At 58.6% G+C, this 23,850-nt stretch carries 22 protein-coding genes; 11 read left to right on the top strand and 11 right to left on the bottom strand.

Translation table 11 applies throughout. The features are described from left to right. Positions 1–14: 14 nt before the first annotated feature. A complete protein-coding gene (rplU, locus tag ACORQT_RS01905) occupies positions 15–326 on the bottom strand; it encodes a 50S ribosomal protein L21 (RefSeq protein ID WP_004933561.1) in 312 nt (103 codons plus the stop codon). 270 nt (positions 327–596) lie between these two features. Here rplU and ispB point away from each other — a divergent pair, with 270 nt between their 5' ends. Next, complete coding sequence (ispB, locus tag ACORQT_RS01900; RefSeq protein WP_033641648.1) at positions 597–1,568, top strand: octaprenyl diphosphate synthase; 972 nt, start codon at positions 597–599, stop codon at positions 1,566–1,568. A 50-nt stretch (positions 1,569–1,618) separates the two neighbouring features. Here the strand turns inward: ispB and ACORQT_RS01895 are convergent, their stop codons facing one another. Further along, positions 1,619–1,975 (bottom strand): DNA-binding protein, encoded by a 357-nt coding sequence (locus tag ACORQT_RS01895; protein ID WP_033651481.1) that lies wholly within the window; start codon positions 1,973–1,975, stop codon positions 1,619–1,621. A 180-nt stretch (positions 1,976–2,155) separates the two neighbouring features. Here ACORQT_RS01895 and ACORQT_RS01890 point away from each other — a divergent pair, with 180 nt between their 5' ends. Continuing rightward, positions 2,156–2,416 carry a helix-turn-helix domain-containing protein gene (locus ACORQT_RS01890; protein WP_004933567.1) on the top strand — a complete coding sequence of 87 codons (261 nt, stop codon included), beginning with the start codon at positions 2,156–2,158 and terminating at the stop codon, positions 2,414–2,416. A 66-nt stretch (positions 2,417–2,482) separates the two neighbouring features. Here the strand turns inward: ACORQT_RS01890 and mdh are convergent, their stop codons facing one another. Beyond that, a complete protein-coding gene (mdh, locus tag ACORQT_RS01885) occupies positions 2,483–3,421 on the bottom strand; it encodes a malate dehydrogenase (RefSeq protein WP_033636811.1) in 939 nt (312 codons plus the stop codon). 464 nt (positions 3,422–3,885) lie between these two features. On the opposite strand from mdh, the gene argR reads away from it, so the two are divergent. The 3 genes from argR (at position 3,886) to yhcN (ACORQT_RS01870) (ending at position 5,407) form a co-directional block, all read left to right on the top strand. Beyond that, the gene (gene argR, locus ACORQT_RS01880; protein WP_016929335.1) at positions 3,886–4,356 is read left to right on the top strand and encodes a transcriptional regulator ArgR; all 471 of its coding nucleotides are present in this window, start codon (positions 3,886–3,888) and stop codon (positions 4,354–4,356) included. Positions 4,357–4,759: 403 nt separating this feature from the next. After that, positions 4,760–5,023 (top strand): peroxide/acid stress response protein YhcN, encoded by a 264-nt coding sequence (yhcN, locus tag ACORQT_RS01875; RefSeq protein WP_004933574.1) that lies wholly within the window; start codon positions 4,760–4,762, stop codon positions 5,021–5,023. Positions 5,024–5,143: 120 nt separating this feature from the next. Further along, positions 5,144–5,407, top strand: coding sequence for a peroxide/acid stress response protein YhcN (gene yhcN, locus ACORQT_RS01870; protein ID WP_025305042.1), 264 nt, complete (start codon positions 5,144–5,146; stop codon positions 5,405–5,407). A 197-nt stretch (positions 5,408–5,604) separates the two neighbouring features. Here yhcN (ACORQT_RS01870) and mpl read toward each other — a convergent pair whose 3' ends face one another. Beyond that, positions 5,605–6,984, bottom strand: coding sequence for a UDP-N-acetylmuramate:L-alanyl-gamma-D-glutamyl-meso-diaminopimelate ligase (mpl, locus tag ACORQT_RS01865; RefSeq protein WP_164057562.1), 1,380 nt, complete (start codon positions 6,982–6,984; stop codon positions 5,605–5,607). Positions 6,985–7,153: 169 nt separating this feature from the next. Here mpl and fbp point away from each other — a divergent pair, with 169 nt between their 5' ends. Beyond that, positions 7,154–8,158, top strand: a complete 1,005-nt coding sequence (gene fbp, locus ACORQT_RS01860) for a class 1 fructose-bisphosphatase (protein ID WP_004933587.1) — start codon at positions 7,154–7,156, stop codon at positions 8,156–8,158. Between the two features lie 45 nt (positions 8,159–8,203). Here the strand turns inward: fbp and ACORQT_RS01855 are convergent, their stop codons facing one another. Next, the gene (locus tag ACORQT_RS01855) at positions 8,204–9,757 is read right to left on the bottom strand and encodes a methyl-accepting chemotaxis protein (protein ID WP_033651483.1); all 1,554 of its coding nucleotides are present in this window, start codon (positions 9,755–9,757) and stop codon (positions 8,204–8,206) included. Between the two features lie 260 nt (positions 9,758–10,017). Between ACORQT_RS01855 and ppa the strand changes: the two genes are divergently transcribed. Further along, positions 10,018–10,548 (top strand): inorganic diphosphatase, encoded by a 531-nt coding sequence (gene ppa / locus ACORQT_RS01850; protein WP_004933594.1) that lies wholly within the window; start codon positions 10,018–10,020, stop codon positions 10,546–10,548. Between the two features lie 53 nt (positions 10,549–10,601). On the opposite strand, the gene ACORQT_RS01845 is transcribed toward ppa, so the two are convergent. Genes ACORQT_RS01845 through tamA form a run of 3 tightly spaced genes read right to left on the bottom strand, consistent with a single transcriptional unit; the run spans position 10,602 to position 16,485 of the window. Continuing rightward, positions 10,602–10,949: a gamma-glutamylcyclotransferase family protein gene (locus ACORQT_RS01845; RefSeq protein WP_025159589.1), complete on the bottom strand. Its 348-nt coding sequence runs from the start codon at positions 10,947–10,949 to the stop codon at positions 10,602–10,604. Between the two features lie 2 nt (positions 10,950–10,951). Further along, positions 10,952–14,770 (bottom strand): autotransporter assembly complex protein TamB, encoded by a 3,819-nt coding sequence (gene tamB, locus ACORQT_RS01840; RefSeq protein WP_047572983.1) that lies wholly within the window; start codon positions 14,768–14,770, stop codon positions 10,952–10,954. Further along, entirely contained in the window at positions 14,767–16,485 is a 1,719-nt protein-coding gene (tamA, locus tag ACORQT_RS01835; RefSeq protein ID WP_169539905.1) for an autotransporter assembly complex protein TamA, read from the bottom strand. The genes tamB and tamA overlap by 4 nt, the downstream gene beginning before the upstream one ends. Positions 16,486–16,789: 304 nt before the next feature. Between tamA and msrA the strand changes: the two genes are divergently transcribed. After that, complete coding sequence (gene msrA, locus ACORQT_RS01830) at positions 16,790–17,428, top strand: peptide-methionine (S)-S-oxide reductase MsrA (protein WP_089195519.1); 639 nt, start codon at positions 16,790–16,792, stop codon at positions 17,426–17,428. 180 nt (positions 17,429–17,608) lie between these two features. Continuing rightward, positions 17,609–18,940 carry a hemolysin family protein gene (locus tag ACORQT_RS01825; protein WP_042783527.1) on the top strand — a complete coding sequence of 444 codons (1,332 nt, stop codon included), beginning with the start codon at positions 17,609–17,611 and terminating at the stop codon, positions 18,938–18,940. Between the two features lie 69 nt (positions 18,941–19,009). Here the strand turns inward: ACORQT_RS01825 and ACORQT_RS01820 are convergent, their stop codons facing one another. Then, a complete protein-coding gene (locus ACORQT_RS01820; protein ID WP_033641639.1) occupies positions 19,010–19,216 on the bottom strand; it encodes a DUF1107 domain-containing protein in 207 nt (68 codons plus the stop codon). A 330-nt stretch (positions 19,217–19,546) separates the two neighbouring features. Between ACORQT_RS01820 and ACORQT_RS01815 the strand changes: the two genes are divergently transcribed. Continuing rightward, a complete protein-coding gene (locus ACORQT_RS01815) occupies positions 19,547–20,104 on the top strand; it encodes a YtfJ family protein (protein WP_025159587.1) in 558 nt (185 codons plus the stop codon). A gap of 1 nt (position 20,105) precedes the next feature. Here the strand turns inward: ACORQT_RS01815 and cysQ are convergent, their stop codons facing one another. After that, positions 20,106–20,846 carry a 3'(2'),5'-bisphosphate nucleotidase CysQ gene (gene cysQ, locus ACORQT_RS01810; RefSeq protein WP_033644177.1) on the bottom strand — a complete coding sequence of 247 codons (741 nt, stop codon included), beginning with the start codon at positions 20,844–20,846 and terminating at the stop codon, positions 20,106–20,108. A 255-nt stretch (positions 20,847–21,101) separates the two neighbouring features. Here cysQ and ACORQT_RS01805 point away from each other — a divergent pair, with 255 nt between their 5' ends. Beyond that, a complete protein-coding gene (locus tag ACORQT_RS01805; RefSeq protein ID WP_042783525.1) occupies positions 21,102–23,054 on the top strand; it encodes a bifunctional 2',3'-cyclic-nucleotide 2'-phosphodiesterase/3'-nucleotidase in 1,953 nt (650 codons plus the stop codon). A 100-nt stretch (positions 23,055–23,154) separates the two neighbouring features. Here ACORQT_RS01805 and fklB read toward each other — a convergent pair whose 3' ends face one another. After that, entirely contained in the window at positions 23,155–23,775 is a 621-nt protein-coding gene (gene fklB / locus ACORQT_RS01800) for an FKBP-type peptidyl-prolyl cis-trans isomerase (protein ID WP_004933618.1), read from the bottom strand. Between the last annotated feature and the right edge of the window lie 75 nt (positions 23,776–23,850).

Raw genomic sequence — 23,850 nt, 5'->3', positions numbered from 1 at the left:
TCCGCTCTCCTAACTTAAGCGCTGATGCCGGTGATTTTAACGTCAGTGAACCACTGACGGTGGCCCTGCTGCTTACGGTGGTGTTTACGACGACGAAACTTAACAATTTTAATTTTCTCGCCACGACCGTGAGCAACGACTTCAGCTTTGATCTTGCCGCCATCGACGAAAGGAACGCCGATTTTGATATCTTCGCCATTAGCGATCATCAGAATCTGGTCAAACTCAACCGCTTCACCAGTTGCGATGTCCAGCTTTTCCAAGCGAACGGTCTGACCTTCGCTTACTCGGTGTTGTTTACCACCACTTTGGAAAACCGCGTACATATAAAACTCCGCTTTCCGCGTGCCCGACTGTGTTAGTTCAGAGCGCGCTATAAATATTCACAATAGGGCGCGAATTCTACGCAAAAAAGCGGCGCATGACAAGAGCAGAATAAGACCAGATGTACAAAAAAGAAGAAAAAAAACACAGTTTCTTTCGTGGCGTTTATCTGAACCGTTTTTCAAGTACAATCATAGGGACAGTTACCGCCATGTACCGATGTGAGCAGCGATCTCAACGCGGTGAAGAGAAACACAGCTGAAAAAAACACAATGAACCTAGAGCAAATTACCGAGTTAACCGCGCAAGATATGGCGGCCGTGAACGCAACAATTCTCGAACAGCTGAATTCCGATGTCACGCTCATCAATCAGCTTGGCTATTACATTATCAGCGGTGGCGGTAAACGCATCCGGCCGATGATCGCCGTCCTGGCGGCGCGAGCGTTGGGCTATGAAGGCAACAAGCACGTCACCGTCGCCGCCCTGATCGAATTCATCCATACCGCCACGCTGCTGCATGACGACGTCGTCGACGAATCGGACATGCGCCGCGGCAAAGCCACCGCCAACGCCGCGTTCGGCAACGCCGCCAGCGTGCTGGTCGGCGACTTTATCTATACCCGCGCCTTCCAGATGATGACCAGCCTGGAATCGCTGCGCGTGCTGGCGCTGATGTCGGAGGCGGTCAACGTCATCGCCGAAGGCGAAGTGCTGCAGTTGATGAATGTGCACGATCCTGACATCAGCGAAGAAAGCTATATGCGGGTGATCTACAGCAAAACCGCCCGTCTGTTTGAGGCGGCGGCGCAATCGTCGGCGATCCTGTCCGGCGCCAACGCCGAGCAAGAGAAGGCGCTGCAAGATTATGGCCGCTACCTCGGCACCGCTTTCCAGCTGATCGACGATCTGCTCGACTACAGCGCCGACGGCAGCACCCTGGGCAAAAACACCGGTGACGATCTGAATGAAGGGAAACCGACCCTGCCGCTGCTGCACGCGATGCACAACGGCGACGACGCACAGCGTGAGATGATCCGCGGCGCGATTGAGCAAGGCAACGGTCGTCATCTGCTGGAGCCGGTATTGCAGGCGATGCAACAATGCGGTTCGCTGGAATACACTCGCCAACGCGCCGAGGAAGAAGCCGACAAGGCGATCGCCGCGCTGCAGGTCTTGCCGGCCTCGGAGCACCGCACGGCGCTGGAAGGCCTGGCGCATCTGGCAGTGCAACGCGACTTTTAAGAAACAAAAGTTTCTTAACGTTCTTATCAGGCCCGCTGATGCGGGCCTGTCTAGGTATTGTTCTCTTCGTCAATGCGCGCCAGCAGGCCGCCTATCCCTTCCCGCATCAGGAAAGCCACCATTTTCTCGCGCTCGCTCTCCGTCAAATGGTAGTAATACTCGATCCATACCGCTAACGGATCCTGGCGTTCTACGTCATACGCCGCCCCATCTTCTTTCAGCATCAGCAGGTTGCGCGCGCCAGGCGGCAGGCTGTCGATATGATACTCCAACGCTTTTCCCTGCACGCCTTTACGCCTGCGGCTTATCCAGCCTTCGCGCCGGGCCATCAGATTGATTCCCTGTGGTGAGGAAGGTAATCCTGCGATGCCTGTCAGTTCCTTGGCGGCAAACCACTCGTTTTTCATAGCCATCATCTCTGGGCAATAGTGGGCAAAGTCATTTTTGGAAATTACTTGGGTATTTTTTAGGAAATTTAATGGTATTCTTGTTTCCGAATAAGCGTTTCACGTTGTTCAAACGCCTAACCCTGATCCGTTAGTTATACCACTAACGCAACTTTGGCTAATCAGAAAAGGAATGTAAACATGAATTCAAGGAACCCAGATTGGCATCCGGCAGATATCATCGCGGCGTTACGCAAACAGGGCACCACGCTGGCGGCGGTGTCGCGCAAGGCCGGATTAAGCTCATCAACGCTGGCCAACGCGCTGTCGCGTCCCTGGCCGAAGGGGGAATGGCTGATCGCCGAAGCAATCGGCATCCACCCATCGGAGATCTGGCCAAGCCGCTATTATGATCCGCACAGCGATTGCCTGCTGGATCGAAAAGCCCGCATCAAATCGTGAACGCGGGGCAAAAAAAACCGCCGGAACAGCGTCCGGCGGCGTTTATCGGCTGACTATCGGCGACGATCAGTTATTGATGAACTTCTCGCCCAGTTCGATATCTTTGTGCAGCACGTCCAGCATCTCATTCAGCGCTTTCTGTTCGAAGGCGCTTAGCGTGCCGATATCCTTGCGTTCTTCAACGCCGTTTTTACCCAGCACCAGCGGCTGTGCGAAGAAGCGAGCGTATTTGCCGTCGCCTTCAACGTAAGCGCATTCCACAACGCCTTTCTCGCCCTGCAGTGCGCGCACCAGAGACAGACCGAAACGCGCGGCCGCCTGGCCCATGGACAGCGTAGCAGACCCGCCACCGGCTTTGGCTTCCACCACTTCGGTGCCGGCGTTCTGAATGCGTTTGGTCAGATCCGCCACTTCCTGATCGGTGAAGCTCACGCCAGGGATCTGCGACAGCAGAGGCAGGATAGTCACGCCAGAGTGGCCGCCGATGACCGGCACGTTCAGCTCTTCCGGCTGCTTGCCTTTCAGCTCGGCCACGAAGGTGTTGGAACGGATGATATCCAGCGAAGTCACGCCGAACAGTTTGTTCTTGTCGTAAACGCCGGCTTTTTTCAACACTTCCGCCGCGATGGCGACCGTGGTGTTAACCGGGTTGGTGATGATGCCGATGCAGGCTTTCGGGCAGGTTTTCGCCACTTGCTCAATCAGGTTACGCACGATGCCGGCGTTAACGTTGAACAGGTCAGAGCGATCCATGCCTGGCTTACGGGCCACGCCGGCGGAAATCAGCACCACGTCCGCACCCTGCAGAGCCGGGGTCGCGTCTTCGCCGCTGAAGCCTTTGATTTTAACTGCGGTTGGGATGTGGCTTAAGTCGACGGCAACGCCTGGGGTAACGGGGGCAATGTCGTAGAGAGAGAGTTCAGAACCTGAAGGAAGCTGGGTTTTGAGTAGAAGGGCGAGGGCCTGGCCGATACCGCCAGCAGCACCGAGAACTGCAACTTTCATCCTATACTCCTTTATTGTCTTAAATATATAAAGCGCCGTGAATGTGTTGGTGACGGACCTTAAATTATTACACCTTTAAAAACAATAAATTAGCTAATTGTTGCCTGCAGGTGCAATAAAATGACCGCTGTCGCGCCCATTTTAGATTAAATCGCTTACGCATGAAGGGCATAGCGCACACTAATCAAAAATAGTGCGAGGTTATTCACGAGCAAGTTAACCGGCCGTTACATTACACCCTTACGCAACATCAGAACAACATCATTTTAATAACATTTTATTTACCAGCGCAGGCCGATTTTCCGACGTCAAAAGGGCATATTCATCACGGCCGGATTTTGTTAAAATGCCGCCCTTTCCTCGCCGCCCGGTCATGTTTATTTTCTTTGGGTCGGCCTTTGTTGCATAAAAATTCATTTATATGCATAATCATGACTTCCATTATCAACATTCCACGGTGCAAAATGCGTAATCCCGCAAAACAGGAAGATCTGATCAAGACGTTCAAAGCGTTATTGAAAGAAGAAAAATTCAGTTCTCAAGGCGAGATCGTTTTGGCGCTGCAAGAAGAAGGCTTCGAAAACATTAACCAATCCAAAGTATCGCGCATGCTGACCAAGTTCGGTGCGGTACGTACGCGCAATGCCAAAATGGAAATGGTGTATTGCCTTCCTGCCGAACTCGGCGTGCCGACCACCACCAGCCCGCTGAAGAACCTGGTGCTGGACGTCGACCATAACGACGCCGTCGTGGTGATCCACACCAGTCCGGGCGCCGCACAGCTGATCGCCCGCCTGCTTGACTCCTTGGGCAAATCCCAGGGCATCCTCGGCACTATCGCCGGCGACGACACGATTTTCGTCACGCCGTCCAGCGGCTTTACCGCTCAGAAGCTGCATGAAGCGATCCTGGGCGTGTTCGAGCAAGAGCTGTGAAACCTGGCGCTAACAAAGTGCGGCTACCGCCCGCATTTTGTTAGCGCTTCTTTAACCCTCGCGTTACCTTTCCGGCCTTCAACCGCGTTTAACACTGCTTTTTTATCCCGCAACAACACATTTCCATGACATATCCATGTAACCAGCAGTACCCACTGTGATCTTCCGCACTTTTGGTCAAAAGCACTTACCTTATTGAAATTACATAAATTTAACATCGAAAGATCGTTTTATGAGCGTTTTTTATTCCTTGTAGTTATAAAAAATAAGGTTCATCGGTTTAAAGTTTCACTAGAAACTGTTAGCGAACTATTAATTTTTCACGTTACTAGCTGTATACTCATTTCCGTGAACTGAATCACAGTTCGTTGGAACTGATAAAAGAATACGATGAGGTGAGATGATGAAAATTAAAGCTACCGTTGCAACCCTGAGCGTTCTGTCCATGCTTTCCTTTGGCGCATTCGCAGCACAATCTGTTGATGCAACCCAGGCCGCAAAACTGCAGCCCGCCGGTGTGATCACCGTGAGCGGCGTCGCCGCTGCGCCTTCTGACATTCGTCAGGCGCTGTCCGATAAAGCCGACGCCAAAGGGGCGACCGCTTACCGCGTGATCGAAGCGCGCAACGACGGCAACTTCCACGCGACCGCTGAAATCTACAAATAAGTACCGGCATTACCCGGCAACGGGCAATACATCTCTGGAATCAAACGCTGTCATAACGGCCTTCAAGAATAAAAATCGCTGCCAAGCCCTTCCAGGCTGTTATGACCAAGGATCGCTATCATGAACATGAAAACTACTCTCGCTGCACTCGGTTTGCTGTCTGTCATCTCCTTTGGCGCGTCTGCCGCCCAGCTGGTGACTAACGATCAGACCGCCAATCTGCAATCTATCGGCACCATTACCGTCAGCGGTATCGACGGCGCACCGACCGACATTCGCCAGGCGCTGTCGGAGAAAGCCGATGCTAAAGGCGCGACCGCCTACCGCGTGATCGAAGCGCGTAACGAAGGCAACTACCACGCCACCGCCGAGATTTACAAATAACAACTCTGGGAACGGCTTTGCAGAGCTGATTACCCTCGTCACTGCCACTGCCGAGTTCTGACGCAAACGCCGATTTCCCAGAGACCCTCTCGTCGTCCTATCCGACGAACCCCGTTGCCCTCGCTCGCGAGGGCTTTTTTATGGGCGTAAAAAAGGCCGCGAATGCGGCCCTTAGGTTGGCTTATGCGGCTGAACAATCAGTAGGTCACCTTCGGTTCCTGCTTTTTCGCCAACGCGTCCAACAGGCGATCGTGAATGCCGCCGAAACCGCCGTTGCTCATCACCAGAATGTGGTCGCCCGGCAGTGCGGTTTTCACCACCATCTCCACCAACGTGTCGAGATCCGCGCTCCAGTGCGCCGGCTGCACGCAGGCATCCGCCACTTCCGCAACCTGCCACGGAATATGATGCGGCTGGAACAGGAACACTTCATCGGCACGGCCGAGCGAAGGCGCCAGATCGTTTTTGCTGATGCCCATTTTCATGGTGTTGGATCGCGGCTCCAGCACCGCCAGAATGCGCGCCGTGCCGCCTACCTTGCCGCGCAGCGCGGCCAGAGTGGCCAGGATCGCCGTCGGGTGGTGCGCGAAATCGTCGTAGACCGTGACGCCGTTGGCTTCGCCCCGCAGCTCCAGGCGGCGACGGGCGTTGATGAAGTCGCCCAAGGCGCGGCAGGCGTCCGCCGGCTGCACGCCGACGTGACGGGTCGCCGCGATGGCCATCAGGCCGTTATGCATGTTGTGCTCGCCCACCAGCGCCCAGTTCACTTCGCCGACCTGCTCGCCGTCGAGGAACACCGCGTAATGACTGGCGTCCGGCGTCAGCTTCTGCGCGCGCCAGGTGCCCTCTTCGCCCACCAGCTCCTGTTCGCTCCAGCAGCCCATCGCCATCACCTGCTTCAGGTGGCTGTCGTTGTCCGGCAGGATGATCTTGCCTTTGCCCGGCACCAGGCGCACCAGGTGGTGGAATTGTTTCTGAATGGCTTTCAGATCGTCGAAGATATCGGCGTGGTCGAACTCCAGGTTGTTCATGATCAGCGTGCGCGGGCTGTAGTGCACGAACTTGGAGCGCTTGTCGAAGAACGCGCAGTCATACTCGTCGGCCTCGATCACGAAGAACGGGCTGCCGCCGAGGCGAGCCGAGACGTCGAAGTTGCCCGGCACGCCGCCGATGACGAAGCCCGGCTGGTAGCCGCAGGCTTCGAGGATCCAGGTCGCCATGCCGGCGGTGGTGGTTTTGCCGTGGGTGCCGGCGACCGCCAGTACCCAGCGATCGCGCAACACGGCGTCGTGCAGCCACTGCGGGCCGGAAACGTAAGGGATACCACGCTCCAGCACCGCCTCCACGCACGGGTTGCCGCGCGTCATGGCGTTGCCGATGATCACCAGATCCGGCGCCGGATCCAGCTGGGCCGGATCATAACCCTGAATAAGATCGATCCCCTGGTTCTCCAGCAGCGTGCTCATCGGCGGATAGACGTTGGCGTCCGAACCGGTGACGTCATGCCCCAGTGAGCGCGCCAGCATCGCCAGCCCGCCCATAAAGGTGCCACAGATCCCAAGAATGTGAATGCGCATAGGTTTCTCATGTGAGTGCATCGAATGTCGGCATATTCTAACGCTCAGAATCGTCCAGAAGAAATGGATTTGCCTATGAATGGCGCGCATCTTTGGGCTACACTGCTCGCGAAAACGTTGGCGGTTTGTTAACAGGCCGCTATCCATCCGTAGATTCAGGGATTGTGTCATGAAAACGTTAGGCGAATTTATCGTCGAGAAACAGCACGACTTCTCGCACGCCACCGGCGAGCTGACCGCGTTACTTTCTGCCATTAAACTGGGCGCCAAAATCATTCACCGCGACATCAACAAGGCCGGCCTGGTTGATATTCTGGGGACCAGCGGGGTGTCCAACGTACAGGGCGAAGTTCAGATGAAACTGGACCTGTACGCGAACGAAAAACTGAAAGCGGCGTTGAAAGCGCGTGGTGAAGTTGCGGGTATCGCTTCCGAAGAAGAAGATGAAATCGTGATATTCGACGGCGAGCGAGCTGAAAATGCCAAGTATGTCGTATTGATGGATCCGTTGGACGGTTCGTCCAACATTGATGTCAACGTCTCGGTCGGTACGATTTTCTCTATCTATCGTCGCATCACGCCGGTCGGCACGCCGGTGACCGAAGAAGACTTCCTGCAGCCGGGCAGCGCCCAGGTCGCAGCGGGTTACGTGGTTTACGGTTCGTCCACCATGCTGGTGTACACCACCGGTTACGGCGTCCACGCCTTCACGTACGATCCGTCTCTGGGCGTGTTCTGTCTCTCTCACGAGAAAGTGCGTTTCCCGGCGAGCGGCAACATGTATTCCATCAACGAAGGCAACTACATCAAGTTCCCTCTCGGCGTGAAGAAATACATCAAGTACTGCCAGGAGCAGGATGAAGCGACGCAGCGCCCTTACACCTCGCGCTACATCGGTTCTCTGGTGGCGGACTTCCACCGCAACCTGCTGAAAGGCGGCATCTACATCTACCCAAGCACCGCCAGCCACCCGCAAGGCAAGCTGCGCCTGCTGTACGAATGCAACCCGATGGCGTTCCTGGCCGAACAGGCCGGCGGCAAGGCCAGCGACGGCAAAAACCGCATTCTGGACATCACGCCGGTGAAACTGCACCAGCGCGCGCCATTCTTCGTCGGCACCAAGTCGATGGTGGAAGACGCAGAACGCTTCATCGCCGAAAATCCGGACGAGTAACGCGTTCTTTGCCAGGGTTCGGCGCCTTGCCGAACCCTTATTGCCTTACAGCTTGAACGCCGCCATGCTCTGCGCCAGCAGCTGAGCCTGATCTTCCAGCGAGCGCGTCGCCGCCGCAGACTCCTCCACCAGCGCCGCATTCTGTTGCGCCACCTGATCCATCTGCGCCACCGCCAGGTTCACCTGTTCGATACCGCTGCTTTGTTCGCGCGTCGCCGCCGAGATCTCACGCATCAACGCCGTCACCCGGCCCACTTCACCGGTGATGCCGCTCATGGTCTGCGCCGCCGACTCCACCATCTGTTCGCCTTCCTGCACCCGGTTTTGCGACGCTTCGATCAGCCCTTTGATCTCTTTCGCCGACTGGGCGCTGCGCTGCGCCAGGTTGCGCACTTCACCGGCCACCACCGCGAAACCGCGGCCCTGTTCGCCGGCGCGCGCGGCTTCCACCGCCGCGTTCAGCGCCAGGATGTTGGTCTGGAAGGCGATGCCGTCCATCACGCTGATGATATCGGCGATGCGGCGCGAACTGTCGGTGATCGCCTGCATCTTGCTCATCACCTGGCTGACCACCTCACTGCCCTGGTTGGCGATATCGGACACGCTCAGCGCCAGCTGGTTGGCCTGTTCACAGTTCTCGGCGTTCATTTTCACCGTCGAGGTCAGCTGTTCCATGCTGGCGGCGGTCTCTTCCAGCGACGCGGCCGATTCTTCGGTGCGCTGCGCCAGATGCAGGTTGCCGGCCGCCAGTTCGCGCGAACCGGTGTCGATCTGGCTGCTGGCGTCGCGCACTTTGCTGACCGAACTGGCCAGCGCCTGCTGCATACGCTGCATCGCCCGCACCAGGCGCCCCATCTCGGTATCGCCCTCGCCGCGGATCTCGTGGGTCAGATCGCCGCCGGCGATGTGTTCCAGCTGCGCGATGGACTCGTCCAGCGGACGCAGGATAATCACGCGCAGCGCGAACCAGGCCAGCAACGCCAACAGCACGCTGAGCAGGCCCGCCACCACGATCAGCGAGATCTTGGTGCTGGCGTTGCTTTCCGCCTCATACACCTGCTTCTCGCCGAGCTTCATGGCGAAGCTGCGGAAATCGGTGAGATCCTTTTCAAACGCGATGCTCAGGGCGGAAATGCGCGTCTCCTGGATATGGTAATACTCATCGATCTTGCCGGCCTTGATGGCGGCGGCCATCGGCTTCACGCCCTGCTCCAGATAGGCGCGATAGCTGTTTTGCAGGCGGCTGGAGAGTTCGCGGCCGCGCTCGGTCACGGTGCCGACGCCGACAAAGCGCGCCATTTCCTTGTTCGACTGCTCGAGGTAGCCGTAGATGCGGCCCACGGTGGCGTCGGAGACATCAGTCTGGCCGATCTCCCGTTGGCGCACCGCCAGCGAGGCGGCGGTGCGGGCGCGCAGCGTCAGGTTGGAGCTGTTGGCCAGCGAGCCCAGCTCTTCGCCGAGGATCTGGTTTAAGGTATGGATCGAGCGCGATCCTTCGTTAATCGCGTTGACGCCAATAACGCTGACCATGATCAGCAGCATGGTCATCAGGCTCAGCAGGGCGATCAGCCCAGCCTTCACCGTAATCTTTTTTAGCATGAGTTCTTCCCGGCTTCAGAATAGTGAGATCAGACGTAGTAGGGGTGGCAAAACGCGGAGCCAGCTTTGCTGGCTCATTATTGTTTGTTGAAGTTATCGGCAGGCGGAGGCAAAACTTCATGCCGCGGCGGGATTAATCTGGAAATTATCCCTGCGTCGGCGCGCGGGGTTTTCGACGATGAAAAGGGCAGGAAATCGCAAAAGAGTCCGCTATAATAGCCGCCACTCCATTTCTGGTTTGATGATTAAAGGAAACCGACATGAGCTTGAATCTGGTCCCTGCTGGCAAAGACCTGCCGGAAGACATCTACGTAGTAATCGAAATCCCGGCCAACGCCGATCCAATCAAATACGAAATCGACAAAGAAACCGGCGCGCTGTTCGTTGACCGTTTCATGTCCACCGCGATGTTCTACCCGTGCAACTACGGCTACATCAACCACACCCTCTCTCTGGACGGTGACCCGGTTGACGTGCTGGTTCCAACCCCATACCCGCTGCAGCCGGGCTCCGTGATCCGCTGCCGTCCGGTTGGCGTGCTGAAAATGACCGACGAAGCCGGTGAAGACGCCAAGCTGGTTGCGGTGCCGCACAGCAAGCTGACCAAAGAGTACGATCACGTGAAAGACGTGAACGACCTGCCGGAACTGCTGAAAGCCCAGATCGCTCACTTCTTCGAGCACTACAAAGATCTGGAAAAAGGCAAATGGGTGAAAGTGGAAGGCTGGGCAGACGCTGCCGCGGCTAAAGCGGAAATCATCGCCTCCTTCGAACGCGCTGCCAAGAAGTAATTCCAGCCGCCGTCCGATGAAAAAACACCGCTCATTGAGCGGTGTTTTTTTTCTTACTGTTCTTCGAGACGCTTCAGCCAGTCACCGCTGGTAATTCGCGGGTAACCGTCCACGCTGTGTTTGTACAGGTAGATCCACGCACTCCCATAAGGCGTCTGAATCAGCTCGCGCTTATAGTCCTTGGTGTTGCTTTTCAGTTCGTCCAGCTCTGCCAGAATCGATGAGTTAATACGATACACCTCGCAATGTATCGTGCCCTCTCCAGGGATCGCCGCCGGGTAATGGCCCAGATTGTAAATCTGATAGCCTTCGAGCTCGTGCTCGCCGAGCCATTGGGCGTTGGTCATCCAATGGCTGTTTCCCTGTTTGCGCCGTAAACTGCCGTAGACAATTATTCGCATCGCTAAAACTCAAACTGATAGAGCAAATCTAATGCCTGGTCGAGACCAGACACCGCTTCAAGATACAACTTAGGCATCAGGCGATAACGCAACGTCAGCGTGGCCAGCGAGTCGAAAATGCCCACCCCATATTTTACTTGTAAGCCTGGGAGGACATAGCCGCTCACGACAACCTGGGAATTGTCGCCAACCCCTTGAGTGTCCAGAGCCAAATTACTCACGCCGAATGCCTCGCCGATTTTACCCACAAGTTGACCACTTTGTGCAACCCCCATGCCGATTAACATCGACGTCATGGCGTTGCCGTCGGCGCCTGAGCTGTTCAAGCCCTGGCCGCGCAGCAGATAAGACAGGGCTTCCTGTTGCGATTTGGCCGGATCGGAGAACACTTCCAGCTTCGGCGCATCCGCCAGGCCGGTCACGCGCACGCCGGCGGTCACGTCGTCCTCGGTGGATTCCGGGTTGCGGATCGCTTCGATATTGAGCAGCGGCTGATCCGGCGGGCCGGAGAACATCAGCTGCCCTTTACGCACGATCAAATCCTGACCATAAGCATGGAAGCGACCGGAAGGGATGTCAATCTGGCCGTTGAGGCCCAGCCCTTTCTTGTCCTGCACCACTTTCAAATCACCCTTCAAGCGGGCTTTGAGGCCGAAGGCGTCCAGCCGCACGTCATTGCCGACGTGGATCATCAGGTTGCTGTTGATCGGAATCGAGGCGGTCTTCGGTTGAATCGGCTTCAGCTGGTCGTCCAGCATCACTTCGTCGGAGGAGACGCCCACCGCGCTTTCCGGCAGCTCCTGCACCGTGATGCGCGCCCAAGGGATGTCGACCTTGCCGTTGAGCGAGAACAGCTGCGGCGTGGCTTCGAACACCAGATCCGGCGACACGTCGATGCGGATCATCGGCGGCACCGTCACCCGCAGTTTGTCGCCCTTGGCGGCAATGCGCGCACGCCAGGCGTTGATGTCACGCCAGTCGGCATCGCCCGCCAGATTCAGCTGGCCGCGCGTGGTGCTGAGCAGCCCTTCCAGCGTCGAGGTCATGCCATTGAAATTCACCGCCAGCCGCGCGTCGGTCATATCGAACGGCATCCAGTGGCCCTGCACCTTCGCCCGATCCAACGCCAGACGCCCGAACACCAGCGGCTTCTGCGCGCTGCCGCCCAGACGCAGGTTGGCGTTCAGCATGCCCGCCGCGCTTTCGCCCTTCATCAGCGCCGGGTTGATCAGCGCCAGCGAAATGTTGGTGATATTGACGTTGCCGCTGATGGTGCGCCGCACCTGCGGATCCGCCACCTGGATATTGCCGTCGAACTGGCCGTTGTTGGTCAGTTTGATCCGCCAGTCGGCCTGCGCGCGGCCGTTGTTCAGACCGGCGTTGAGGGTCAGCGTATCGAAGGCGATCGGCAGCGCGTTGCCCTGCACCTGCTGCACCACCTTGACGCCGTTGCCGGCCAACGTGACCTTCGCCTCCGGCAGCGCGCCGCCCGGTTTCCAGCTGACGTCGGCTCGGCCGGTGAACACGCCGCTCAGGGCGGTCTCCGGGCCGAGGAACGGCTTGATCATCGCCAGATCGAACCGGTTGAGCACCACGCTGGCCTGGCCGCTCTGGCCGGCTTCGATGGTCTTCGGCACGCACAGCTCGGCGTTCGGGTTCTGCCAACAGTGCGGCCCGATGCTGATTTTCTGCGCGGTGTTCAGGTAGTCCAGCGCGATGGCGCGCGTCAGGCGCCACTCCCCCACCGGCGTATCGAAGCGGGTATTGTTCAGATTGCCGCGCCAGCGCTGCTGCTGACGATCGAAGCTGCCCTGCAGCGCCAGCTGGCCGGAGACCGGCTTACCGTCGATCTTCAACTGCAGCTGATGCTGCTTCTCGCTGCCTTTGGCGTCGAGGGTCAGCAGGCTGACTTCCAGCGCGTCCTGCTTCAGTTGCTCGACGCGAACCGCCAACTGCCCCTGGATCTGATCCGTGGAGCGCACGTCACCGTCGATCTTCACCCGGTTGATGCGCAGCGCCTGCCACTGCAAGCCGGAGGCGGTCAAATCCGCCAGCAGCTGAGGCGCCTGCAGATTGCCGCGCAGCTTCAGCAGCCCTTTGGCGGTGCCGCCCAGGCCCGGCAGCGCGCCGTCCAGACGCGGCGCGTCGATGTTGGCGTCCAGGTTCCAGCTCTTCTCGTCCAGCTGTCCTTTGACGTTCAGCTGGTTGCGCCCCAACGTCAGATCGATGCCGGGGATTTTCCACTGCCCGGCGGCGTTGCCGCTCAGCGTGCCGCGCGCCGTGACCTTGTTCTGCTTCACGTTGCCGTCCAGCTGCAGCACCGGCACCTGCAGCTGCCAGCTGCCGCCGTGCAGGCTGCCGCGCGTGGTGATCTTGCCGTCGAGTTTCGCCGGCCATTCCGGCCACTGCTTGGCGGTATTGATGCCGCTCAGCGTTAATTGCGAGTTCCAGCTGATGGCCTTGCTCCAGTCCACCAGCGCGGTGAGATCGGTATTGCCCTGCAGCGCCGCCAGCCGCAGGCGCTCCAGCTTGAACTGCTCGACGTTGCCTTTGCCGTCCAGCGTCAGCACCGCCGGCGGCAGATCCTGACCTTTCAGATTAGCGCGCGTCGACAACGCATAGTCGGTCGCCTTGCCGTTAAAGCGCAGGCGGAAATCGTTAACCTGGTACTGCGCCTCGCCGCTCAGCGGCCATTTCAGCTGTTTGCTCTGCAGCGTCAGCGCCAGCGGCAGGCCGGCTTCGGCCAGCCGGGTTTGCACATCAAGCTGGGCGCCGACCGGGCCGGACAGGTTCAGCGCGACCTTCAGCTCATCACGCAACCCGCCGCCGATGTTCAGCTTCACCTTTTCGCCCTTCAACGGGTCGATGTTCAACGCGCTGTTGGCGGTCAGGGCCACCGGCCAATCGCCGGTCAGGGTCGCCTGCCCCTGCACCGACAGCGTACCCTGCGGCGACTTCACGTCGAAGTTGTCCAGTTGGATATGCTGATCCTGCGTGCTGGCCTGCAGCAACAGACTCGTGATCAGCACGTCGGTATCGCCGGTCAAGCGCAGCTGTTCGCCGCTGATCTCTTTCACGGTGATATCCAGCGGCAGGCGGATGTCCGGCAGATCCGGCAACAGCGGTTTGGCGAACAGTTCCTTCAGCGTTTCGCCAAGCGGCTTCTCTTCCGGCTGCGGCGCCGGTTTCGCCGCGTCGGTAACCTGCTCACCGACCTTTTTCGCCACCTCGACCGCCGGTTGCACCGCTTCCGGCAACGGATTTTGCGGCGTTTTCGGCAAGGCGATCAGCAACGAGCCGATCTTGGTCGGCATCAGCGTCAGCGCACGCTCTTGCCACTGTGCGCCGGTGCGGAACTCGGCCAGAGAAATGGCGGTGTCGTCGACGGTGACCTTGACGTTGTTCAGCGCCAGCAGGCGCAGGGTGATCGGATAAGGCGTACTGAGATTGGTGGTCGGCTCACTGCTCTCCTCTACCGGCGCGGAGGGCGCCATCTCTTTGGTGTTCACCGCCACGTCCACGTCCTGAGCGGTCAAGGCGTTGACGCACAGCGAGCTGCGTTTAAAGCAGGAGAGATCGAGGGACAGATGGAATTGCCCGGCGTTGACCGTCACGCCCGGCATCTGATACTTCACGCCCTTCAGCGTCAGATCGCGCCAGCCGCCGCTGACGCCGGCGATCTCCAGCCCCGGCACCCAGCGCGCCGCGCCGTTGATGACGATATGCAAACCGGTGGTGGTCCCCACCAGAAAGGCCAGTCCGCCGATCAGCAGCAGCAGAACGACCAGAAATCCGAGACAAATCTTTTTAACCAGGCTCATAGTTCAGGCCCCAAACCGATGTAGAACTGCATCCCGTGAGTGTCCTTGTCTCCCACGGGCGCGGCGATATCCAGCTTCACCGGCCCCACCGGCGACTGCCAGCGCACGCCTACGCCGGCGCCGGTCTTGAAGTTGCTCTGCTTGATATCGTTCACCGCTTCACCGGAATCGACGAACATCGCCCCCCACCATTTGCCGGTCACGTTGTATTGATACTCCAGCGAGCCGGTCAGCATCTTGGAGGCGCCGGTCAGCTTGCCGTCGTCGCCGCGCGGAGAAATGTCTTTGTACTTGTAGCCGCGAATGCTGCGGTCACCGCCGGCGAAGAAGCGCAAATCCGGCGGCACCTTGTCGAAGTCGTTGGTTTCTATCCATCCCACCTGCCCGCGTGCCACGAAACGATGCTTGTCGGCGAGCGTGCGGATCCAGACGTTCTGCGCCTGCATCAGCGCGAAGTCCACGCCCGAGCCCCAGGTGGTGTCGGATACGTCGATGGAGTAGCGCTGGCTGTCGCCCCAGGTCGGCATCAGGCCGCCGCGCGAGCGGGTGCGGTTGAAGCTGACGCCGGGGTACAGCAGCATGGTGGTGTTGCTGACGTTGCCCTGGGTAAAGTTATCCCAGCGCCAGGTCAGGTTGATCGCCCGCTGCCAGCCGCTGGAGAGATCCCAGTTGCGCGAGGCCACCACTTTGGAGGTCACGGATTTGGTGTCGTTAAGGTCGACATTCTTGAGCCCGCCCTGCAGCAGGTAATACTGCTCCAGCGGATTCTTCAGCAGCGGGATCTTATAGGTCAGATCCAGCTGCTGCTCCGGCGCCGACACGCTGGCGCTGGTTTCCAGGCTGTGGCCGCGATCGTTGAGCCAGGGCTTTTTCCAGGTGCCTTTCACCCGCGGGCCGACGTCGGTGGAGTAACCGATACCGGTTTCGATGGTATTGCGCGTACGCGGCGTTACCAGCGCGTCCAACGGCAAAATCTTGTTCTCTTTGGCATCGTTGAAATCAGGGGACACCACCACCGAGTTGAACCAGTTGGTGGCGGACAAACGGCGGTTCAGCTCGGCCAAATCCTCCGAACTGTAGTAATCCCCCTGATGAAAGGGCACCAGATTTTGCAGATAGTCTTCGCGGATTTGCGAACCGGTGAATTTCACCTTGCCGAAGCGGTAACGTTCGCCGCTGTTGAAATCGATATCCCAAAACGCCTTGTGCAGATCTTCTGCCACGCCGAGCTGGCTTTTGGTCATGTCGGCGTCGAAGTAGCCTTTGCGCAGCGCCAGGCCGGTCAGCGAGCCTTTGAAACTGTCATACTTGCCGTGGTTGAGGATCTCGCCGATGGTCGGCCGATCCTTCTTTACCAGCGCCAGATAGTCCTCATCGGTCTTCGCGCCGCCTTCCAGCACGATGTTGGCGCCGGCGATGCGCACCGGTTCGCCCGGATTGACCTTGGCATGCAGCACCGGACGCGACATCCCCGGCCGATCGTCCAGCGTAAACTCGATGGTCGGCTGGTAATAACCGAGCGCGCGCAGCCCCTGGCGCACCGCCTCATCCACCCGTGCGCGGAAGCGACCGTCGGTGCCGACCTCTTCAGGCGTGATCGACGACAGCCGCACCCGGACGTTTTTTTCCAACTCTCCGCTTAACCCCTCCACCTGCAGCCGCACGTTGGCCGCATAGGCTGCAGGTGCCGCAAGCAACACAGATATCAAGCACATGACCGGGTACTTTGGCACGTGTTCTCCTTATTGATTTTACTTTCCTGTTATGGTGTTCGCTCCGGGGCCAGGGCAGACTCCGCGCTATCATGACGGCAGCCCTCTTCAACCTTCTTCCGGACGCCGCCCGCCGCGCTTTGCCGCCGCGCAACAGGCGAATTCTTCACTTTTGGCGCTCAAAATACTGCGTTAAGCTTATACAAAATCCCACTTGCCGCTTATTGTGGGCAAAGACGCGGTGAGATACAACCGAACCGCCGCCATGTAGGGTCAATTCTTACTGTGACAACAGGAGTCAACCGTGGTGCCATTTTTTGATAAATCACAAACCGTCGATAAGGCAAGCGCGCTGCCTGGCCGCACCACGCCAATGCCTGTCGCAACGCTCAACGTCGTCACCGAACACTCGATGACTCAGGTGCCGGCCGGCATGGAAGTGGCGATCTTCGCCATGGGCTGTTTCTGGGGCGTTGAGCGTCTGTTCTGGCAACAGCCGGGCGTCTACAGCACCGCCGCCGGCTACAGCGGCGGCTACACGCCGAACCCGACCTACCGCGAAGTGTGCAGCGGCCAGACCGGCCACGCCGAAGTGGTGCGCGTGGTGTTCGATCCGCAGGTCGTCAGCTACAAGCAGCTGCTGCAGGTGTTCTGGGAAAATCACGATCCGGCGCAGGGCATGCGCCAGGGCGGTGACGTCGGCACGCAGTACCGCTCGGCGATTTACACGCTGAGCCCAGAGCAGCAGGCCGAGGCGGAAAGCAGCCTGCAACGCTTCCAGCAGGCGATGGCGGCGGCGGGCGACAAGCGCGTCATCACCACCGAGATCGCGCCGGCGCTGCCGTTCTATTATGCGGAAGACGATCACCAGCAGTACCTGTTCAAAAATCCGGAAGGTTACTGCGGGCTGGGCGGCATCGGCGTTTGCCTGCCGCCGCAGGGCTGATCCGATGCCGGCCGGCGGCACTTTTTTAACCGCTGGCGGCCCCTGTGGGGCAACTGCTATACTGTACGGGCCGCTTCTGCGGCCCGATAGCTTCCCTTCTGGTTGTTATCGCTGCTTTTTTTACTATGTACTACCCTTCCTCAAGAGCGCCGGCATCCCGTCGGCACGTATGGATAGATTATGTTAAACAGTATTTTACTGATTCTTTTTCTGATCGCGGTGAGTGCGTTTTTCTCACTGTCGGAAATCTCTCTGGCCGCCTCGCGCAAGATCAAACTGAAGCTGATGGCGGACGAAGGCAACATCAACGCCGCCAGAGTGCTTAAACTGCAAGAAACCCCAGGCATCTTCTTCACCGTGGTGCAGATCGGCCTGAACGCCGTGGCCATCCTCGGCGGTATCGTCGGCGACGCGGCTTTTTCCCCCACGTTCAAGGTGGTGTTTGATCGCTTCCTGTCGCCCGAACTGGCGGAACAGGTCAGTTTCATCTGCTCCTTCGTGCTGGTGACCAGCCTGTTTATCCTGTTCGCCGATTTGACCCCGAAGCGCATCGGTATGATTGCACCAGAGACGGTCGCCGTCCGGATCATCAACCCGATGCGTTTCTCCATCATGATCTTCCGCCCGCTGGTGTGGTTCTTCAACGGCATGGCCAACCTGATCTTCCGCATGTTCAAGCTGCCGATGGTGCGTAAAGACGACATCACCTCCGATGACATCTACGCGGTGGTGGAAGCCGGTGCCCTGGCGGGCGTGCTGCGCAAGCAGGAGCACGAGCTGATTGAAAACGTGTTCGAACTGGAATCGCGCACCGTGCCGTCTTCGATGACCTCGCGCGAAAGCGTGGTGTACTTCGATCTGCGCGAAAGCGAAGAGAGCATCAAGGAAAAGGTCTCGACCCATCCGCACTCCAAGTTCCTGGTGTGCGACGGCCATATCGATCAGGTGGTGGGTTACGTCGATTCCAAAGACCTGCTGAACCGCGTGCTGGGCAACCAGAGCCTGGTGCTGAGCAGCGGCGTGCAGATCCGCTCGGCGCTGATCGTGCCGGACACGTTGACGCTGTCCGAAGCGCTGGAAAGCTTCAAAACCGCCGGCGAAGACTTCGCGGTGATCCTCAATGAATATGCGTTGGTGGTGGGCATCATCACCCTTAACGACGTGATGACCACGCTGATGGGCGATCTGGTCGGCCAGGGCCAGGAAGAGCAGATCGTGGCGCGCGACGAAAGCTCATGGCTGATTGAAGGCGGCACGCCGATCGACGACGTGATGCGCGTGCTGGATATCGACGAGTTCCCGCAGGCGGGCAACTACGAAACCATTGGCGGCTTTATGATGTACATGCTGCGCAAGATCCCGAAACGCACCGACTTCGTCAAATACGCCGGCTACAAGTTCGAAGTGGTGGATATCGACAGCTACAAGATAGATCAGCTGCTGGTCACCCGACTGAGCGACAAACCGGCGGCGGTGCTGCCGAAAGCGCCGGACGACACGCCTGCGGCCTGACGGCGCGAAGGACAAAAACATCAGCGGCCCCATCGGGGCCGCATTTTTTTACCGCTGTCAGCGCCGTGTTCAACCGACCTCGGCCTGCAGCAGCAGCACCTGGCGGTTCACTTCGGACATCACGCTGAAATGGCGCTTGTCGCGAATCTTCGGCGGCAGGATTTTCCCCTCGTCGAATTCAAATGCGCCCACGTCCTTGATATACAGCCTTCCGCGAAACAGGGTCTTAACGTACTTCGCCACTTTCAAAGGGTTATAACGCTGGAAGATTCTCATTCTTTTACGCTCCTCCCGTTGATCCATGCGCTCAGCGAGCCGCCAAAGGTGGCAGCCTCGAAATTCAGAACGCAACTTGATTGCATGTAGTAGACCCAGTAAAGACCAGATCGTTCACTTCCGCCCGGTGATCTGCACTGGATTTACACTTTTTGACAGAATTGTATATGATGATTTATAACGTTTTCAGGATATCCCTTCAAAATCTGATGATTAGCGAACCAAGGGAAAATCTGCGATCCGGTTAACAGGACAGACCTCTTATCACATCCTATGCTTTAGGCTGTCGAAGTGCTGTCGCACAAATTCCCCCATTTACAAGGAGAAAGCATGAAAACAAGTCGCATGCTGATGGTATCCCTGCTGCTCGCCCCGCTTTTCGCTTCCGCGCACAACTTCCAGCTCCAGCAGCGCGTGGCGCCGGTTGGCGTCAGCGATAAAGGAGAGCTCAATTACGCTGACGGTAATTTTAGCTACCAGAATTGGAACAGCGCGCAGCTCAGTGGAAAAGTGCGGGTGATACAGCACATTGCCGGCCGCAGCTCCGCCAAAGACATGAACGACCCACTGATTGAAGCGATTAAGAAGGCGAAACTACCACACGATCGTTACCAAACGACGACAATCGTCAACACCGACGATGCCCTGATGGGCACCGCCATGTTCGTGCGCAGCAGCATCGAAGACAGCAAGAAAGAGTTCCCGTGGTCGCAGTTTATCGTCGACAGCGACGGCAACGTGCGCAAAGCCTGGGATCTGCAGCCGAAAGGTTCCGCCATCGTGGTGCTGGATAAGCAAGGGCGCATTCAGTTCGCCAAAGACGGCGCGCTGACGCCGGAAGAGGTGCAGCAGGTGATGTCCAAGCTGCACCAGCTGTTGGCGAACTGACTCAGAACAGCGAAACCCGGAAGCCGGGGTTGAGGAAAGATTCACGCGGGGTATAGAGCAACGGCTTGCCCTGCCAATCGTGAATTTGCGCCCCGGCGGCCACCGCCACCGCGTGTCCTGCGGCGGTATCCCAAATATTGGTTGGCCCGAAGCGCGGATAGAGCTGCGCCTTGCCTTCCGCCACCAGGCAGAACTTCAGTGAGGAACCGACGGACACGGTCTGGTGCTCGCCCAGCTGCTGCAGATAGTCTTTCAGCTCGTCGTCGATATGCGACCGGCTCACCACCACCAGCGGCGGATGCGCGTTGCTGACGCCGATCGCCTGCCGCACGCCCTTCTCTTCTTTCCAGGCCTTGCCGCGCTCCGCCAGGTACAACACGTCGATCGCCGGGGCGTACACCACGCCCATCACCGCCTGCCCGTCTTCAATCAGGGCGATATTGACCGTGAACTCGCCATTGCGATGCAAGAACTCTTTGGTGCCGTCCAGCGGATCGACCAGCCAGTAGCGCGTCCAGTTGCGGCGCTCTTCCCACGCCGGCGGATCCTCTTCCGACAGCAGCGGCACCTCCGGCGTCAGGGCCGCCAGGCCGCGCTTGATGATGTGATGCGCCGCCAGATCGGCCGCCGTCACCGGTGAGTCATCTTTTTTCTGTGCGACATCAAGCGGTTGTTCACCGTCGTACACCGCCATGATCGCCGCCCCCGCCTCGCGGGACAGTTGGCAAATTCGCTCTAACATCATGCACCTCAACTCTGCATCTCCGTGGGAAATTTCCCTCTGTCTCTGCTAGCAGACTAGTTTTTTTTACGCCGAATATCCATCTCAACCGGCTAAGCCACGGGAATTCCTCAGATCTTGTTGGGCACAACTGTGAACTTCCCCGCGTTACCCGCCGCCGTTTTCTGCCACACTTCACAGTTTACTGTGGCAAGCAGTGTTAATTACATTTCCCTCTGCGATAACACTCGAATAATGGAATGGAGAGACCCCCAAATGATGAAGCATCCACTGACGCTGTCCGCGCTTGCGCTGCTGGTGTGCGCCTCGGCGCAGGCGGCCACCGTCGATCTGCGCGTGCTGGAAACCACCGATCTGCACAGCAACATGATGGACTTCGATTACTACAAGGACACGCCGACCGACAAGTTCGGCCTGGTGCGCACCGCCAGCCTGATCCAACAGGCGCGCCAGCAGGCCGCCAACGCGGTGTTGGTGGATAACGGCGACATCATTCAGGGCAGCCCGCTCGGCGATTACATGGCGGCCAAGGGGCTGAAACCGGGCGACGTGCACCCGGTCTATAAGGCGATGAACACGCTGGACTATGTGGTCGGCAACATCGGCAACCATGAGTTCAACTACGGGCTGGACTACCTGAAGAACGCCATCGCCGGCGCCAAATTCCCGTACATCAACGCCAACGTCATCGACGCCAAAACGCAAAAACCGCTGTTCACGCCATACATCATCGTCGATACCCCGGTGAAGGATCGCGATGGCAAGGCGCATACGCTGCGCATCGGCTACATCGGCTTCGTGCCGCCGCAGATCCTGGTGTGGGACAAAGCCAACCTGCAGGGCAAAGTGACGGTGGACGACATCACCGCCACCGCCAAGCGCTACGTGCCGCAGATGCGTAAACAGGGCGCCGATCTGGTGGTGGCAATCCCGCATTCCGGGTTGTCCAGCGAGCCTTACAAGGCGATGGCGGAAAACTCGGTCTATTACCTCAGCCAGGTGCCCGGCATCGACGCCATCATGTTCGGCCACGCCCACGCGGTGTTCCCGAGCAAGGACTTCGCCAACATCAAAGGCGCGGATATCGACAAAGGCCTGCTGAATGGCATACCGGCGGTGATGCCGGGTCAATGGGGCGACCATCTCGGCGTGGTCGATCTGCAGCTCAACAACGATGGCGGTAGCTGGAAAGTGACCGCCGCCAAAGCGGAAGCGCGGCCGATCTACGACAAAGAGAACAAGAAATCGCTGGCGGCGGAAGATGCCGCGCTGGTGAAGGTGTTGGCGGACGATCACAAAGGCACGCGCGAGTTCGTCAGCCAGCCGATCGGTAAATCCGACGGCAACATGTACAGCTACCTGGCGCTGGTGCAGGACGATCCGACGGTGCAGATCGTCAACAATGCGCAGAAGGCCTACGTCGAACATTACATCCAGGGCGACCCGGACCTGGCCGATCTGCCGGTGCTGTCCGCGGCGGCCCCGTTCAAGGTCGGCGGCCGCAAGAACGACCCCGCCAGCTTCGTCGAAGTGGAAAAAGGCCAGCTCACCTTCCGCAACGCCGCCGATCTCTATCTCTATCCCAATACGCTGGTGGTGGTGAAGGCCAGCGGCAAAGAGGTGAAAGAGTGGCTGGAGTGCTCCGCCGGCCAGTTCAACCAGATCGACGTCAACAGCGCCAAGCCGCAAGGCTTGATCAACTGGGACGGCTTCCGCACCTATAACTTCGACGTGATCGACGGCGTCAACTACCAGATCGACGTCAGCCAACCGGCGCGCTACGACGGCGAATGCCAGCTGATCAACGCTAAGGCGGAGCGCATCAAGCAGCTGACCTTCAACGGCAAGCCGATCGATCCGAACGCCACCTTCCTGGTTGCCACCAACAACTACCGCGCCTACGGCGGCAAGTTTGCCGGCACCGGCGACAAACATATCGCCTTCGCTTCGCCGGATGAAAACCGCTCGGTGCTGGCGGCCTACATCACCGCCGAAACCCAGCGGCATGGCGCGGTGCGCCCGCAGGCGGACAACAATTGGCGTTTGGCTAACTTCAGCAGCAAGCAGCCGCTGGATATCCGCTTCGAGACCTCGCCTTCGGACAAAGCGACGAAGTTTATCAAAGAGCACGCCCAATACCCGATGAGCGCCGCAGGCAGCGACAGCATCGGCTTCGCGGTTTATCGCATCGATTTAAGCGGTAAGTAACTCACTGTCACTGGCCGGCTCGCCCGGCCATTCATCGCCCGTTTGCGCGGCGCATAAAATAAGGGCGCCACGAAGGCGCCCAGAGTAATCCTCGGTGGGATTACAGGATTTCCAGCAGCTCGACGTCGAACACCAGCGCGCTGAACGGCGGGATGGACGCGCCTGCGCCACGCTCGCCGTAGGCCAGGTTGTGCGGGATATACAGCTGCCATTTGGAACCGACCGGCATCAGGGTCAGCGCTTCGATCCAGCCTGGGATCACGCCGCTGACCGGGAATTCTGCCGGCTGGCCGCGTTCAACCGAGCTGTCGAACACGTCGCCGTTGATAAGACGGCCGGTGTAGTGCACACGCACGCGATCCTGACGGGACGGGATTGGGCCGTTGCCCTGCTCCAGTACGGAGAACTGCAGGCCAGACTCGGTCAGCGTCACGTCGTCGCGCTTGGCGTTGTCGTCCAGGAATTTCTGGCCTTCAACGGCCATCGCCTGCTGGCGCTCGCGGCGCACCGCATCCGCACGCTCGTGGATTTCACGCAGCGCACGGTGCACCACGTCTACCGGAACCGCCGGGGCATTCCCTTCCAGCGCGTCGCGCAGACCCGCCAGCAAAGCTTCCGGTTGCAAACCTTCCAGCCCGGACTCTTGCAGCTGCTGGCCGACCTGTAAACCAATCCCGTAACTTGCTTGCGCTTCAACGCTGTCAAAAGAAGGGGTTGTCATGGGGTTTTCCTTAAGTCTGTAAAAAGTCGAAAGCGCAGCATAACAGCGCGTCAATGCCGGGTAAAATCTTGTGTG

The organism is Serratia sp. (in: enterobacteria), from assembly GCF_052400455.1.
Taxonomy (GTDB): domain Bacteria; phylum Pseudomonadota; class Gammaproteobacteria; order Enterobacterales; family Enterobacteriaceae; genus Serratia; species Serratia ureilytica.
Note: the sequence above shows the minus strand (reverse complement) of the source record. Positions and strands in the feature narration are given on the sequence as shown.